General features: G+C 70.6%; 9 protein-coding genes and 1 pseudogene. 5 read left to right on the forward strand and 5 right to left on the reverse strand.

Translation table 11 applies throughout. The features are described 5' to 3' along the window. The 4 genes from AC1MIR_RS16905 to AC1MIR_RS16920 form a co-directional block, all read left to right on the forward strand. The coding region (locus AC1MIR_RS16905) for a dipeptide ABC transporter ATP-binding protein (RefSeq protein ID WP_480029347.1) at positions 1-1,613 on the forward strand (1,613 nt) is incomplete at its 5' end. After that, positions 1,610-2,824, forward strand: a complete 1,215-nt coding sequence (locus tag AC1MIR_RS16910) for a mandelate racemase/muconate lactonizing enzyme family protein (RefSeq protein ID WP_480029348.1) — start codon at positions 1,610-1,612, stop codon at positions 2,822-2,824. The genes AC1MIR_RS16905 and AC1MIR_RS16910, both read left to right, overlap by 4 nt. Then, positions 2,821-3,978 carry an enolase C-terminal domain-like protein gene (locus tag AC1MIR_RS16915; protein WP_480029349.1) on the forward strand — a complete coding sequence of 386 codons (1,158 nt, stop codon included), beginning with the start codon at positions 2,821-2,823 and terminating at the stop codon, positions 3,976-3,978. The genes AC1MIR_RS16910 and AC1MIR_RS16915 overlap by 4 nt, the downstream gene beginning before the upstream one ends. Next, positions 3,978-5,243, forward strand: a complete 1,266-nt coding sequence (locus tag AC1MIR_RS16920; protein WP_480029350.1) for an enolase C-terminal domain-like protein — start codon at positions 3,978-3,980, stop codon at positions 5,241-5,243. The genes AC1MIR_RS16915 and AC1MIR_RS16920 overlap by 1 nt, the downstream gene beginning before the upstream one ends. 9 nt (positions 5,244-5,252) lie before the next feature. On the opposite strand, the gene AC1MIR_RS16925 is transcribed toward AC1MIR_RS16920, so the two are convergent. The 5 genes from AC1MIR_RS16925 to AC1MIR_RS16945 all read right to left on the reverse strand — a co-directional run bounded on the left by AC1MIR_RS16925 (position 5,253) and on the right by AC1MIR_RS16945 (position 10,749). Then, positions 5,253-5,873, reverse strand: a complete 621-nt coding sequence (locus AC1MIR_RS16925) for a sarcosine oxidase subunit gamma (RefSeq protein ID WP_480029351.1) — start codon at positions 5,871-5,873, stop codon at positions 5,253-5,255. Continuing rightward, the gene (locus AC1MIR_RS16930) at positions 5,866-8,844 is read right to left on the reverse strand and encodes a sarcosine oxidase subunit alpha family protein (protein ID WP_480029352.1); all 2,979 of its coding nucleotides are present in this window, start codon (positions 8,842-8,844) and stop codon (positions 5,866-5,868) included. Before AC1MIR_RS16930 ends, AC1MIR_RS16925 begins: the two co-directional genes overlap by 8 nt. Further along, positions 8,841-9,095 (reverse strand): sarcosine oxidase subunit delta, encoded by a 255-nt coding sequence (locus AC1MIR_RS16935; protein ID WP_480029353.1) that lies wholly within the window; start codon positions 9,093-9,095, stop codon positions 8,841-8,843. Before AC1MIR_RS16935 ends, AC1MIR_RS16930 begins: the two co-directional genes overlap by 4 nt. 7 nt (positions 9,096-9,102) lie before the next feature. Further along, positions 9,103-10,353, reverse strand: coding sequence for a sarcosine oxidase subunit beta family protein (locus tag AC1MIR_RS16940; RefSeq protein ID WP_480029354.1), 1,251 nt, complete (start codon positions 10,351-10,353; stop codon positions 9,103-9,105). A 102-nt stretch (positions 10,354-10,455) separates the two neighbouring features. After that, positions 10,456-10,749, reverse strand: a complete 294-nt coding sequence (locus AC1MIR_RS16945) for a hypothetical protein (protein ID WP_480029355.1) — start codon at positions 10,747-10,749, stop codon at positions 10,456-10,458. Positions 10,750-10,808: 59 nt separating this feature from the next. Between AC1MIR_RS16945 and AC1MIR_RS16950 the strand changes: the two are divergent. Continuing rightward, a pseudogene (locus tag AC1MIR_RS16950) lies at positions 10,809-15,138 on the forward strand (hypothetical protein); the annotation flags it as partial.

The following is a 15,138-nucleotide window of genomic DNA, read 5'->3' on the forward strand; positions in this document are numbered from 1 at the left end:
GGCCCGGCGGCGCGGGCGGGCCGGCCCCCCCCCCCCCCCCCCCCCCCCCCCCCCCCCCCCCCCCCCCCCCCCCCCCCCGCGTGCTGCTGCACCGCCACCACACCACCAAGGGCGCCGCGGCATCCGGCGGCACCGAGGAGGTCGTGGAGCTTTCGGCGCTGCCCCCGCGCAGCGCAGCGATCAGGGCGATCCGCGGCCGCGACATCGCGATGATCTTCCAGGAACCGATGAGTTCCCTCTCGCCGGTGCACACCATCGGCGCGCAGATCATCGAGGCCATCCGGCTCCATGACCGCCTGGGCAAGCGCGCCGCGCGGGAGCGCGCGATCGACCTGCTGCGCCAAGTGGAGATCCCCCGCCCGGAGACGGCGGTGGACCGCTACACCTTCGAATTCTCCGGCGGCATGCGCCAGCGCGCGATGATCGCGATGGCGCTGGCCTGCAACCCCGCCGTGCTGATCGCGGACGAGCCGACCACGGCGCTGGACGTCACCACGCAGGCCGAGATCCTCGACCTGATCCGCCGCCTGCAGGCCAGCCACGGCATGGCGGTGATGCTCATCACCCACGACATGGGCGTTGTTGCGGAGATGGCCGACGAGGTCGCGGTGATGCGCCACGGCCAGGTGGTGGAGCGCGGCCCGATCCTGGACGTCTTCGAACGGCCGCAGCACGACTACACGCGGATGCTGCTCGGTGCCGTGCAGGCGCTGGACCGCCCCTCCCCGCGCCGACTGGCGATGCGCGCGGCCAACCCGCCCGGCGAACCGATCCTTCGGATCGAGTCGCTGCGCAAGGTCTTCCCCGCCCCGCGCCGGATGTTTCGCCCCGCCGGACCGGCGGTGGCGGCGGTGGACGACGTGACGCTCGACCTGCGCGCCGGGGAGACGCTCGGCATCGTGGGCGAGAGCGGATCGGGCAAGACGACGCTCGGGCGCTGCGTGATGGGGCTGTTCGAGGGACTCGGCGGCCGCATCGACTATGTCGGCCGCGACGGCGCGCGCACCAACCTGCTGGACTTGCGGGAGGCGGCGCTGCGCCCCTTGCGGCGCGAGATCCGCATGGTCTTCCAGGACCCCTTCTCCAGTCTCAACCCGCGCATGACCGTGGAACAGATCATCGGCGAGCCGATGCTGGTGAACGGCATGCTGGCCGGCGCGGCGCTGAAGCAGCGCGTCGCCGAACTGCTGGAACTGGTGGGCCTGCCGGCGACCGCGATGGAGCGCTATCCGCACGCTTTCTCCGGCGGCCAGCGCCAGCGCATCGGCATCGCACGCGCCATCGCGCTCGATCCCCGCGTGATCGTGGCGGATGAGCCGACCTCGGCGCTGGATGTCTCGCTGCGCGGCCAGGTGCTGGACCTGCTGCTGGACCTGCAGCAGCGGCTCGGCCTGTCCTTCATCTTCATCAGCCACGACATCGGCGTGATCCGCTATTTCTGCGACCGCGTCGCGGTGATGTATCGCGGCAAGGTGGTGGAGATCGGCGAGACCGAGGCCGTCTGCACCGCGCCGCAGCACGCCTATACGCGCGCGCTGCTCTCCGCCGTGCCGCATCCCGATCCCCGTCGTCGCGGCCTGTCCGGCCGCCACCGCTACACCGAGGGCGCATGAAGATCACCGGCGTCGAGACGCATCTCCTGCAGGTCGGCGCGCGCCCGGCCGTGCCCGGCCTCGGCACCAGCCGCGGCGCAGATGGCCATGGCGGGTCGCGCAACTGGCTCTTCGTGCGCGTGCTGACGGACGAAGGAATTCACGGCGTCGGCGAGGGATCCGGCTGGCCGCGCGTGGTGCGCGCGGCGGTGGAGGACTACGCCACCCTGCTGATCGGCGAGGATCCGCGCGACGTGGATCGCCTCTGGCACAAGCTCTATCTCGGCTCGATGGGGCACGGCCTGCTCGGCACGGTCGGCGGCGGCGCGCTCAGCGCGATCGAGATGGCGCTTTGGGACATCAAGGGCAAGGCGCTCGGCCTGCCGGTGTGGCAGCTGCTGGGCGGGCGGTTCCGCGACCGCATCCCGGTCTATGGCCACGCGAAGACGCCCGAGCGTGCGCGCGAGCTGATGGCGCTCGGCATCAAGGGCGTGAAGGTCGGCTTCACCGGCGCGGTGGACATCGACGCCGTCGCGGCCGTGCGCGATGCCGTCGGGTCCGAGGTGGACGTGATGGTGGACGCGCATGGCCCGTCCTGGATGACGCCGCAGGACGCGATCCTGGTCGGGCGCGAGCTGGAGCAGCTCGACATCCTCTTCTACGAGGACCCGGTGGCGCCGGAGAACCTGGATGCGCTGGAACGTGTGCGGGATTCGCTGGACGTGCCGATCGCGGCCGGGGAGCGCGTCGCGACGCTCTGGGGCATGCGGCCCTATATCGAGCGCGACCTGGTGGACGTGATCCAGCCCGACACCGGCCGCGCCGGCGGCATCACCCAGATGCGCAAGATGGCGGCGATGGCGGAAGCGCATTTCATCACCATGGCGCCGCATTCCGGCTCACTTGGCCCCGTGGCGGAGTTTGCCGCGCTGCATGTCATGGCCTCGATCCCCAACGCGCTGATGCTGGAACGCGTGGAGTTCGACTGGCCGGGCCGGGCGGAGGTGGTCGCGCCCGCGCTGCGCACCGTGGATGGCTGCCTGCCCGTTCCGGACGCGCCCGGCCTCGGCGTGGACCTGGTGCTGGAGGAGATCGCGAAGCATCCCTCGGTGCGCAACGTCGCGACCTTCCCCGATGACGGCCAGGCCTTCGAACCCGGCACTGCGTCGGAGCACAATTACTTCCAGACGCGGCGCGCCCGCGCGCGGCGCCTGCGGGGACGCTGGGAATGAGGATTGTCCGCGTCGCCTCCACCGTCTTCACCTATCCGAGCCGCATCGCGCGCGACAGCGACGGTCATGCGCATCCGGGCGAGGAGACGATCGCACGCGCCGCGATGCTGGAGATCACGGCCGAGGACGGCACGACCGGCCGCGCCCTCACCGCACCCGCCGATGTCGAGGAAGGGCTGCTCGCGGCCTTCGTGCGCCCGGTCCTGCTCGGCGCCGATCCGCTGCGGCGCGAGAAGCTGTGGCGCGCGCTGTACAAGAGCCAGCGCGGCAGCGGCCAGCGCTTCACCGACCGCGTGCTCTGCGCGGTGGATCTCGCGCTGTGGGACCTCGCGGGCAAGCTGCTCGGCGCGCCGGTGTGGAAGCTCGCGGGCGGCATGCGCGACCGTATCCTCGCCTATGGCAGCACCATGTGCGGCGACGACCTGGAAGGCGGGCTGCGCACGCCGGAGGATTACGCGCGCTACGCCGACTGGATGGTTCGGGTGCGTGGCTACAGGGCGGTGAAGCTGCACACCTGGATGCCGCCGATCCCCGGCGCGCCGGATGTGCGCATGGACTACAAGGCCTGCGCCGCGGTGCGGGAGGCGGTGGGGCCCGACATCCCGCTGATGCTCGACCCGTCGCATTGGTATTCGCGCGAGGATGCGGCTTGGCTCGGCCGCAGGCTGCAGGAGCTCGGCTTCCTCTGGATGGAGGAGCCGATGGAGGAAGCCTCCCTCTCCTCCTATCGCTGGCTGTCGGAACAGCTCTCGCTCAACATCCTCGGGCCGGAGAGCATGCCGGGCAAGCACTGGACACGCGCGGAGTGGATCGCGGGCGCGGCCTGCGACATGATCCGCTGCGGCGTCTGGGGCGTCGGCGGCATCACGCCCTGCCTGAAGATCGCGGCGACCGCCGAGAGCTTCAACATGAGCTGCGAGATCCACGGCACGGGCGCGGGCAATCTCGCGGTCTGCGGCGCCATCCCGAACACCACCTACTACGAGCGGGGCCTGCTGCACCCCTTCCTCGACTACGATGCACCGCCGGCTTACCTGACGCGCGCCGACGATCCGATGGATGCGGAGGGCTTCGTGCATCTCTCGCAGGAGCCCGGCCTCGGGCATGCGCTCGACCTCGACTACATCGCCGCCCATCGCGTGGGGAACGCCTGATGCCGCGCATCGAGCATGTCGCCGTCACCCCGGTCGCCTTCCGCGACCCGCCGCTGCTCAACGCGGCCGGCGTGCATGAGCCCTGGTGCCTGCGCTCCATCATCGAGGTGACGATCGAGGGCGGCATCACCGGCCTCGGCGAGACCTATGGCGATGACGGCATCCGCCGCTGCCTGGAAGCCGCGGCGCCGGCGCTGGTCGGGCTCGACGTCACCGACCTGGCCGGCATCGAGAGCGCCGCCCAGGCAGCCTGCGCGGCGACGACCATCTCCGCGAAGGAATCCTCCCCCCGCACCGGGCAGGACATGCTGGTGGCGCGCGTCTTCGGCGCCTTCGAGGTGGCGGCCACGGATGCGCTGGCGCGGCACCTGAACGTGCCGGTGGCCTCCCTGCTTGGCGGGCAGGTGCGCGACAGCATCCCCTTCGCCGCCTATCTCTTCTACAAGTTCGAGCGGCACCGGTTCGACGCCTCCATCCCGTCCGATCCCTGGGGCGAGGCGCTGACGCCGGAAGGCGTGGTGGAGCAGGCGCGGCGCATGGTGGCGCTGCACGGCTTCCGCTCGCTCAAGCTCAAGGCCGGCGTGATGGAGCCCGAGGCGGAGGTGGAGGCGCTGCTGGCGCTGCGCGCCGCCTTCCCCGATGCGCCGCTGCGCATCGACCCGAACTGCGCCTGGCATGTCCACACCACGCTCAAGCTGCTGCCGAAGATGCTGCCGGTGCTGGAGTATCTCGAGGACCCGGTGCCCGGCATCACGCCGATGGCCGCGGTACAGGCCGCCTGTCCGATCCCGCTGGCAACCAACATGTGCGTCGTCGCCTGGGCGCATCTGGCGCCGGCGATTCGCCAGGACGCGGTGCGCGTGATCCTCTCCGACCACCACTACTGGGGCGGGCTGCGTGCCAGCCGCGAGCTCGCACGCATCTGCGCGGTGTGGGGGCTGGGCCTGTCCATGCATTCCAACTCGCATCTCGGCATCAGCCTGGCGGCGATGGCGCATCTCGCCGCCGCGACGCCGAACCTCACCTATGACTGCGACACGCATTACCCCTGGCTCGAGGACGACCTGATCGAAGGCGGCAAGCTGCCGATCACGGATGGCGCGCTGCGCGTTCCGGCCGGCCCGGGCCTCGGCGTGACGCTGGACCGCGCGAAGCTCGCCGCGATGCATGCCGACTGGCAGCGCTGCGGCATCCGCAAGCGCGACGACGGGACCGAGATGCGGAAATACCAGCCGGATTGGCAGGACAAGCGGCCGCGCTGGTAGGGCGCCGCGTCAGGCCTCCACCACGCAGCCGAACTCCGCCGCCGCCTCCAGCACCGCCTCCGCCAGGCTTGCGCCGTAGGAGCGGAGGCAGGCGAGGTGCCATGCATCGCCAGCGTCCGGCGCGCGCCAGACCGTCACGCCGACATGCCCGGCCAGCGTGACGGCCGCCGCGCCGGGCGGGAAGACGCTCTCGTCGAGATCCACGGGCAACAGCTTGCACAGCGCCTCGCGCAGGCACGGCCCGCAGAGGCGCAGGATCGCGCGCGCCCCGGTGAGATCGGTGACGGAGGCCGCCTCGCCCAGCGCCGCCGCGAGATCCGGCGCGAAGCGGAAGGCCGAGAGTTCCACGCGCCCGCCATCGAGTGCCAGCCATTGGTTGGGGCCGGTCCATACCAGCTCGACCGTTCCCGATGCCGTGCAGGCCGGAGCGCGCGGCAAAGCAAGGCCGAAGCCTTCGCGCAGCGCTGCCTGCAGTTCCGCCTCACGCCCGCCGCGCAAGGCGATGGCTGCCGCGGCAACTCCGGCGCGCTCGCGCAGCGTCACGCCCGCGGCGCCTTCCGCGCGGCCGTGCCGGCCGATGCGCAGCCGGCCCGCGAGCGCGGAGCGCGGGGTCAGCGGCGCCTCAACCACGGCTGCGCTCCCCTTGCGGATCCACGAAGACCGGCGGGCAGACCTCGGCTTCCAGGTCGCCGTCGCGCAGCGGATCGAAGACGCGGATGCGCTGCCCGATGCGCGCCGCGCCGTGCGACAGCAGCGCGAGCGCGATCGGCATGCCGAGCGTGGGCGAGAAGCAGGCCGAGGTGACATGGCCGAGGCCGTTCGCCGTGGCCGCCGCCGCGCCCGGCTCCAGCAGATGCGATCCGGCACGGATCGGCATGCGCCCATTGGCCGGCTTCAGCCCGACCAGCACCGGCCGCGCCGGATCGGTCAGGGCCGGCCGCTCCGCGAGGCGCCGCCCGATGCAGTCCTTCCGTGTCGAGACGAGCCGGCCGAGGCCGAGATCGCGCGCGGTGGTCTGGCCGTTGAGCTCGCCCCCCGCGGGGTGCCCCTTCTCGATGCGCAGCACGCCGAGCGCCTCGGTTCCATAGGGCGTGACGCCGAAGGACGCGCCCCGCGCCATGATCCGCCGCATCGCGGCTTCCGCGAAATCCGCCGGCACGCCGAGCTCATAGGCGAGCTCGCCGGAGAAGGAGAGGCGATAGAGGCGGCAGGGCACGCCGCCGAGACGCACCGCGATCCATGCCATGTGCGGCAGCGCGGCATTGGACAGATCCGGGCCGGGATCGAGCACCGCCGCCAGCAGGTCGCGCGCGCGCGGGCCGGCGACGGAAAGCTGCGCCCAGGCATCGGTGACCGAGAACAGCGCGACATCGAGCATGGGCCGCAGCACCTGATGGCAGTACTCGAGGTGCTGCAGCACAGCGCCCGCATTCGCCGTGGTCGTGGTGACGAAGAAGCGGTCCTCGGCGAGCCGCGCGACCGTGCCGTCATCCATCACGAAGCCGTCCTCGCGCAGCATGATGCCGTAGCGCAGCCGGCCCACACCGAGGGTCGAGACGGTGTTCGCATAGACCAGGTCGAGCAGCGCGGCGGCGCCAGGCCCCACGACCTCGATCTTGCCGAGGGTCGAGACGTCGCAGACTCCGACCGCGTTGCGCACCGCCAGCACCTCGCGGTCCACGCTGTCGCGCCATCCGGCCTCGCCAGGTCGAGCGTGCCACTGTGCGCGATACCACGGTCCGGACTCCACGAAGCTGGCGCCGTTCGCGGCGGCCCAGTCATGCAGCGGCGTGTGGCGCGCAGGCCGGAAGTGTCGGCCGCGATGCGGACCGGCGATGGCGCCGATGGCCACGGGCGTCCAGGGCGGGCGATGCGTCGTGGTCCCGAGATCGGCAATCGGCCGGCCGGCGAGGTCCGCCAGGATCGCCAGGCCGTTCACGCCGGAAGTCTTGCCCTGGTCGGTCGCCATGCCGAGGGTCGTGTAGCGCTTCGCGTGCTCCGCGCCGCGAAACCCCTCGCGATGCGCCAGCGCGATGTCGGCGTCGGTCACGTCGTGCTGCAGATCCACGAATGCCTTGCCGCGGCTGCTTGGCACGTGGAACAGCGGCGCCGCATCGCGCGGCGCGTCCTCGGCAGGCGGGATCTGCGGCGCCGTGCCGGCGAAGCCGCAATCCTGCGCGGCGGCCAGCCCCTTGGCCGCACCCTCGGCGAGCGCGGCATGCGTGGAGAAACGCCCGCCAGCGGCGCCCACCACGGCGATGCCGGGCGGCAACTCGCCCGGCACGAAGGCGTGGATCGTCGCATCCCAGAGCGGCCGCCCACCCAGGTGGCAGGCGAGATGCACCGAAGGATTCCAGCCGCCGGAAACGGCCAGGAGATCGGCGCCGACGCCCTCCTCCCGTCCCGCGGCATCGGCGTAGCGCACGGCCGTGAGATGCCGACCGCCATGCGTGCCGGTCACGCGCCCGCCCGCGACAAGGCGCAGCCCATGCCGCGCCGCCAGGCGCATCTGCGCCGGCGGCACCTCCGCGCGGGCATCCACGACCGCGTCGATCTGCGCACCGCAGCGCAGAAGATCGGCAACGCTGCGCCAGCCATCGTCACCGGCCGTGAACACCACCGCCCGCCTGCCCGGCAACACGGCGTAGCGGTTGAGATAGCAACGCACCGCACCCGCCAGCATGACGCCCGGCCGGTCATTGCCGCCGAAGACCACGGGCCGCTCGATCGCGCCCGCCGCGAGCACGACGCGCCGCGCGACGATCTTCCAGGTGCGCTGCCGCGGCAGATGCGCCGGCGGCTCCGGCAGGTGGTCGGCGACGCGCTCTGTCGCTGCGACCACGCCGCCATCGAGCAGCGCGAAGGCACTCGTCCGGCGCAGGATGCGCAGGCGCGGCAGGGAAGCGAGTTCGCCTTCGACCGCGCGCGCCCATTCGGCGCCGGGCAGAGCGTCCACCTCCTCGGATTCCGACAGCAGCCGGCCGCCGAGCGCCGCATCCTCCTCCACCAGCAGCACGCGCGCGCCGGCGCGGCCGGCCGCGAGCGCCGCCATCAGCCCCGCCGGCCCGGCGCCGATCACCAGCACGTCGCAATGCGCATGGGCGCGCTCGTAGCGGTCCGGGTCCGCGGCCTGCGGCGCGCGGCCGAGGCCAGCGGCACGGCGGATCAGCGGCTCGTAGAGCTTCTCCCAGAAGGCGGCCGGCCACATGAACGTCTTGTAGTAGAAGCCGGCTGCGATCAGCGGCGCGAACAGGCCGTTGACCGCCCCGAGATCGAAGCCGAGCGAGGGCCAACGATTCTGGCTGCGGGCCTCCAGCCCTTCGAACAACTCCGCCTGCGTCGCGCGCGTGTTCGGCTCGCGCCGCGCGCCGCCGCGCAACTCGACAAGCGCGTTCGGTTCCTCCGGGCCGGCCGAGAGGATGCCGCGAGGTCGGTGATACTTGAAGGAACGGCCAACCAGTCGGACGCCATTCGCCAGCAGGGCGGAGGCCAGCGTGTCGCCGGCATGGCCATGCAGAAGCCGTCCGTCGAAGCGGAAGGCAAGCGTGCGATCACGCTCGATCAGCCCGCCTTGCGCCAGGCGCCAGGGCTGCGCGCTCATGCGTCGCGCGCCGCGCGGACGGCGATCACGGCGTGGGTCAGCGTGTCGCGCTCCACCACCAGCCAGGCGCGGCAGCCATGCTGGTGCTGCCAGAGTTCGCGATGCGCGCCGCGCGGGTTCTCGCGTGCATGGGCGTAGCCGACCCAGTCCGTCAACGGCGCATCCGCATCGGGTCGCACCGGATCGGCGGCGCCCAGCACCGTGAACTCGTCATTGCCGCGGGCGCCGCAGTAGGGGCAGGTGATGCGCATCAGGCCCTCAGTGGAGATTGGGCCTGGCGCCGGCGCCCTTCTCGTCCAGCACCGCGCCCGTGGCGAAGCGGTCGAGACGGAACGCGGCGTTCAGCGGATGCGGCTGCCCGGTGGCGATGGTGTGCGCGAAGCACCAGCCCGAGGCCGGCGTCGCCTTGAAGCCGCCATAGCACCAGCCGCAATTCAGGAAGAGTCCCTCGATCGGCGTGCGGTCGATGATCGGCGAGCCGTCCATGCTCATGTCCATCACGCCGCCCCATTGGCGCAGCATCCGCAGCCGGGAGAAGGCGGGGAACAGCGTCACCGCGCATTCCATCACCTCCTCCACCACCGGCAGGCTGCCGCGCTGCGCGTAGCTGTTGTAGCCATCGATGTCGCCGCCGAAGACCAGGCCGCCCTTGTCGGACTGGCTGACATAGAAATGGCCGGCGCCGAAGGTGACGACGGTGCCGAGCACGGGCTTCACCGCCTCGCTCACGAAGGCCTGCAGCACGTGGCTCTCGATCGGCAGGGTCATGCCGGCCATGGCGGCGACCCGGCCGGAGTGACCCGCGGCGGCGAGGCCGATGCGACGCGCGCCAATGAAGCCGCGCGTCGTCTCCACGCCCGTCACGCGCCCGGCTTCGACCCGGATGCCCGTGACCTCGGTGTTCTGCAGGATGTCCACGCCACGCCGATCCGCCGCGCGCGCATAGCCCCAGGCGACGGCGTCATGCCGCACGGTGCCGCCGCGCCGCTGCAGCAGGCCGCCCTTCACCGGGAAGCGGACATCCCGCGTCTCGATTCCGGTCACCATCGCGCGCACCGCCGCGGCATCCAGCAATTCGGCATCCACCCCGGCAAGCCGCATCGCATTGCCGCGGCGCGCATAGGCGTCGCGCTGCGCATCGGTGTGGAAGAGGTTCAGCACGCCGCGCTGCGAGACCATGGCGTTGTAGTTCAGGTCCTGCTCCAGCCCTTCCCAGAGCTGCAGCGACTTCTCGTAGAAATGGGTGTTCGCTGGCAGCAGGTAGTTGGAGCGGATGATGGTGGTGTTCCGCCCGACATTGCCGCTGCCGATGGCGCCCTTCTCCAGCACGGCGACATCGGTGATGCCGTGCTCCTTCGCCAGGTAGTAGGCGGTGGCCAGACCGTGGCCGCCGCCACCGACGATCAACGCGTCGTAGCGCGGCTTCGGCTGCGGATCGCGCCATGCCGGGGGCCAGAGCCGGTCTCCCGCCAAGGCGTTCCTCATGAGGCTGAAGACAGAATAGTGCATGGGCCGCTCCGTCAGGCGATCATCGCGGCGGCGCCGGCCTGCTGCGTCTGGACGCGGCGACTCCCTTTGGCCGCGCTGCCCGGCAGGGAGCCAGAATTGGCGTCATCCGGGAAGCCCGGGCATCAGACACGGATCCAGGAAGCGCCGAATGTTCGCGCCCCGTTCGCAATGGCCGGACGGGATCTGCATGGAAGTGCAGCGCTGCTCGCCGCCGGCGAAATGGCGCCGCAAGGCTGAAGCAACGGTCGGAAGGCCCAGAAATCCGCCGGTATGCGCCCGCAAGCCCTGCCGCTCCCCACTCCACGATTGATTGAGCGAAAAGCCATGAAGAAAATCGTCCCAGTCACGAGTCCGTATTGCCGTCATTTCTGCTTTTCGGGCCATCTTGTCGAGCATAGGGTCAGATCAAGAGCCGGTCGGCAGCGGTTCGAGACTCCAATGGCAGGCTGCGCATCATGGGAACCACGTTCCGTGACGGCTACGTATCTCTTCTGGACTCGGTGATTTTTGAGCCCTCGGGCAGCCAATTTGGCGGAACTTCTGCTCCCGAGCCCTATCAGCGCTTCTTCGGCGTCGGGCGGCCGGAACCGTTCGGCGGCCCATTCAATCTGGGCGGCGCTGTTTCCGCGAAGCTGCCGTTCATCGGCGATGTCGAGCTGTTCCGCGCCCGGCTCTTCGGCGAGCTCCGCGCGGTCTTCGGCCTCGACATCACCGCTGCCTTCGACCCCGGCTCGATCGACGCCGTCCTGCCCTACGATCTCGCCTTGTCCTTCCCGGATCTGGACCCGGTCGCCGACGACGGCCAGATCATCTCCCTCTACTTCGCCGGCACACCGGATTTCGGCCAGGATGCCGGCTTCACCACCAGCTTCCCGAGCCTGCGATTCCAGCTCGACCTGGTTGCCGCGCTGGATGTGCTGCTCGCAGCCGAGCTCGGCGTCGCTGGCGACAACCGCACCTACAAGCTGGCGGATTTCTCGCCCAGCACGACCATCCCACTCATCTCCGTGGACACGGCGCGTCAGACCGCGGAGGGCGCGGCCGACCCGGTCAACCTGCTTGGCGTCACCACCGAGGAGCTGGTGGACATGGCCGGGCTCGACCCGGCCTATGACGCCAATGGCCAGTTCGCCGGCATCAGCATTCCCCTCAACATCTTCGTCTCCTCCCCAAAGGCGAAGGAGAAGCCGAAGGCCGAGGTCAAGGAGGAAGGCGAGGAGATCCCGCCCAAGGACGAGGAGGAGCAGAATCCGCCCGAGGACGAAGAGGAGGAAGAGGCGGAGCCCGATCTCTCCGGCATCGATCTCGGCTCGATCGACATCCTCGTCCCCAGCATCAACACCGTCTCGAAACACCTTGACGGCATCTTTGTCACCGATCCCACGCGCAAGCTGCTGAATGGCGAGATCGTCGAGGATCTGGACGCCGACGGCAAGAACATCGCCGAGGGCAACAAGGACGATCTCGCCCGCCTCGTGCTCGATGTGGACGGGCTCATCACCTTCGCCACCGGCGGCGCCTTTCCCCCGCTGGAATTCGGCTTTCCGCCGCTGGAAGGCAGCCTCGGTCCGCTCGATTTCAGCGCCGCCTTCTACTACAACCTGTTCGACGTGGAGCTGGAAGCGGCGCTGCCGCTGGTGCAGGAATTCACCCTCACGCCCGAGCTCCGCACGCGCCTCGGCTTCTTCGCGCTGAACGAAGACGGCAGCAAGGGCGGCGAGAAATTCGTCGACGTGGTGCAGGTCGAGCGGCAGCTGGTCTACGACCCCACCGGCGTGTTCCAGGATGCGGCGGTCGAAGCGCGGCTGCGTGAGCTCGCGGCGCAGAACCTGACCTATGCGCGCGACCTCGAGCTCTTCGTGGATTTCGAGGACGGCATTCCCGGCGCGTTCACCGGCCAGACCGGCAGCATCGGTGGCCGCATGGTCTGGCGGCCCGCCGGCACCACGGAATGGCTGAACCTCGACAACGGCACGGTGCTGGCGCGCAGCGCGCCGATCCTGGGCGAAGACCAGACGGTCGAACTCGCCCTCGGCAACATCGAGGTCGGTTACCGCATCAGCCGCGGCAGCGGCGGCGGTGCGCAGATCGAGGTGATCCCGGTCGCCTTCGATCCGTCGGACAGCCTGTATCGCCAGCAGGTGGCCGAGGTCGTCTCGCCGCTGCAGCAGACACCGTTCCTGCGCGACATCGGCGCGCTCAGCCTGCGCTACGATGGCGACACCACCTTCGTCGAGGTGGAGACGCAGGCCTATCCCCTGGCGACCAACCGCACCGGGCTGGAATTCGACCTGTCGCTGCTGCTCTCGGGCCTGGCCGCCAGCGCGGAATTCGATGCGAGCGTCGGTATCGGCCCGTTCACGCTCGGCGCCGGCTTCGACATCGATCTCGGGCCGCTGTTCCGCGAATCCTTCCCGCTGCTGAACCTCGAGATCGTCGATCTCTACAACAAGGCCTTCCGGCTGCAGGACAGCCACGTCGCGAGCTTCGTGCTCGGCGCCACGCCGCCGGCACCCGAGTTCGGCGACGCCATCCTCGGCACGCCGCAGGCCGACACGCTCGACGGCACGGCGGGCGACGACCGCATCATCGGCTTTGCCGGGAACGACAGCATCCGGGGCCTCGGCGGCGCCGACACGATCGAGCCCGGGGAAGGCGCGGCGACGATCCAGGGTGGCGATGGCGGGGACGTGCTCGACTTCGGCGGCCTCGACGGGCGCGTCCTCGACGCCGACCTGTCGGGCACGATCCGCTCGGGCGAGCGTGCCGGCCTGGCCATCTGGGCCGGTTCGCCGCCCGAAGGCTTCCTTCCCTATGTCGTCCTGCGGCCGGGCATCCCGGAGGCGCCCGTCTGGGCGGTGACATTCCTCGACGGGATCGAGCGCCTGCGCCTGACCGACGCGGCGGACCTCGTGCGGATCGATCAGGCACCCGAGGCGCTGAGCGGGATCACCGAGATCGAAACGCTGGGCGGGGATGACGAGGTGCTGCTCCGCCAGCTTGATCTCGTCCTGCGCGCCGGGGCGGGGAACGACCTGGTGATGATCGCCAATGGCGGCATGCGGGCGGATGGCGCGCCCGGTCTGGTGGATGGCGGCGAGGGCGAGGATTGGCTCGAGCTTCTCGCGGGCGGGTCGGATCCGGTCATGCTCGTGGATCTCGGCCTTGGCGTCGTCTCGGACGGCGCGATCGTGCTGGCGCACCTCACCGGCTTCGAGAATCTGCGCAGCACGCTCCTGACGCCGACGCAGCTGATTGGCAACGCGGAGAACAACCGGCTGGAGGTGGCGCCCTCGGCTGCCGATACGCTGGACGGCGGCGACTTCAACGACGTTCCCGTCATTCCCATCGGCGCTGCAACCCTCGAAGGGCGCGACGGCAACGACACGCTGACCGGCGGCGACGGCGACGACCTGCTGATCGGCGGGCGCGGCGCCGATTCCATGGTCGGCGGTTGGGGCAGCGACCGGGCCAGCTACGCCGATGCCCCGACAAGCGTCTTCATCGACCTGGATGTCAACGGGATCGGCCGCGGCTACCGCGGCGAGGCGCAGGGCGATGTGCTCACCGGCATCGAGCGCGTGATCGGCACGGGTTTCGACGACATCCTGATCGGGTCCAGCCGCGCGGAGACGCTTGAAGGCGGCGATGGCGACGACCGGCTGGCCGCGCAGGGCGGCGCGGACCTGCTGCTCGCCGGCGCCGGCAATGACCTGCTGGCCCGCGGCCTGCTGGACGACCGCGCGGCCTCGAACATCACAGGCAACAAGGTCTACGACGGCGGGGAGGATTTCGACATCGTCGCCTTCTCGGTGAACGATGTGGCGCTCTCCGGCACCGTCGGCGGCAAGGCGCGCTACAGGACGGTCGAGTCCCGCTTTCTCGCCTCCGACAGGGTGGGGACCGAGGACCGCGATGTCACCTTCGGCTACGCGGTCACCGATGCACGCTTCCTGTCGGCGCGGCTGGGCGAAGGCGACGCGGATGGAACGGCGCAGATCATCGGACCGGAGCTGCGCTCCAAGATCATTCTGACCAGCATCAGCGGCAGCGCACGCTTCGATTACACGCATAGCGGCTTCGCCGGCATCGAGACAGGCTGGAACGCTGGCTCCGCGCCGATCCGCGAGACGTATTCAGGCTTCACGCGCAGCGCAATCGTCGGCCTGGACATTCCGCTGCCGCTCGGTCCTCGGGAGACGCAGGCCTCCTATCTCGACAAGCACAACGGCAGCGACAACATCATCAAGAGCAGCTATTCGGGCTCGGTGCGGAGCGTCAGCACGGCCACAGCGCTGCGCAGCGCCGACACCGTGCTCTCGACCGACATACTGCGCGGTATCGAAGGGATCATCGGCACCCGCAACGACGACCGCATCTTCGGCAATTCCGGCGACAACGCGCTCTTCGGCGATGGCGGCGACGACTACATCGAAGGCGGCGCGGGCGACGACAGGCTGGGCTTCGGCCAGGGCGAGCGCCTGTCCAACGAGTTCTCCTTCCCGAACCAGCCCGGCTTCGGTCGCGGCGGCGGCTTCCTCGGCCCGACCGGCGTCGCGCCGATGTGGCTGCAGCTTCGCAGCCTTGACCCGGACGCCACGACGCTCAGCAGCGCCCCACGGGTGAATGTCGGCGAGGTGAAGATCGGCTCCTCCTCCAGCATCACCGATTTCGGCTCCTTCCTCTGGGGCGGCGCCGGCAGCGACACGCTGGACCTGCGCTTCGACCGCGGCCTGAGCTTCTACCCCTCCGTGGCGCCGCCCGCCCGCCCCCCCGGGGGGCCCC

The sequence above is a fragment of the Falsiroseomonas sp. RANM36 genome (assembly GCF_056682175.1).

Bases quoted from the DNA above. Each gene is read 5' to 3' on its own strand.
- AC1MIR_RS16945 (WP_480029355.1), bottom strand. From the start codon at position 10,749: ATGCTCGACAAGATGGCCCGAAAAGCAGAAATGACGGCAATACGGACT.
- AC1MIR_RS16935 (WP_480029353.1), bottom strand. From the start codon at position 9,095: ATGCGCATCACCTGCCCCTACTGCGGCGCCCGCGGCAATGACGAGTTC.
- AC1MIR_RS16915 (WP_480029349.1), top strand. From the start codon at position 2,821: ATGAGGATTGTCCGCGTCGCCTCCACCGTCTTCACCTATCCGAGCCGC.
- AC1MIR_RS16930 (WP_480029352.1), bottom strand. From the start codon at position 8,844: ATGAGCGCGCAGCCCTGGCGCCTGGCGCAAGGCGGGCTGATCGAGCGT.
- AC1MIR_RS16920 (WP_480029350.1), top strand. From the start codon at position 3,978: ATGCCGCGCATCGAGCATGTCGCCGTCACCCCGGTCGCCTTCCGCGAC.
- AC1MIR_RS16910 (WP_480029348.1), top strand. From the start codon at position 1,610: ATGAAGATCACCGGCGTCGAGACGCATCTCCTGCAGGTCGGCGCGCGC.
- AC1MIR_RS16940 (WP_480029354.1), bottom strand. From the start codon at position 10,353: ATGCACTATTCTGTCTTCAGCCTCATGAGGAACGCCTTGGCGGGAGAC.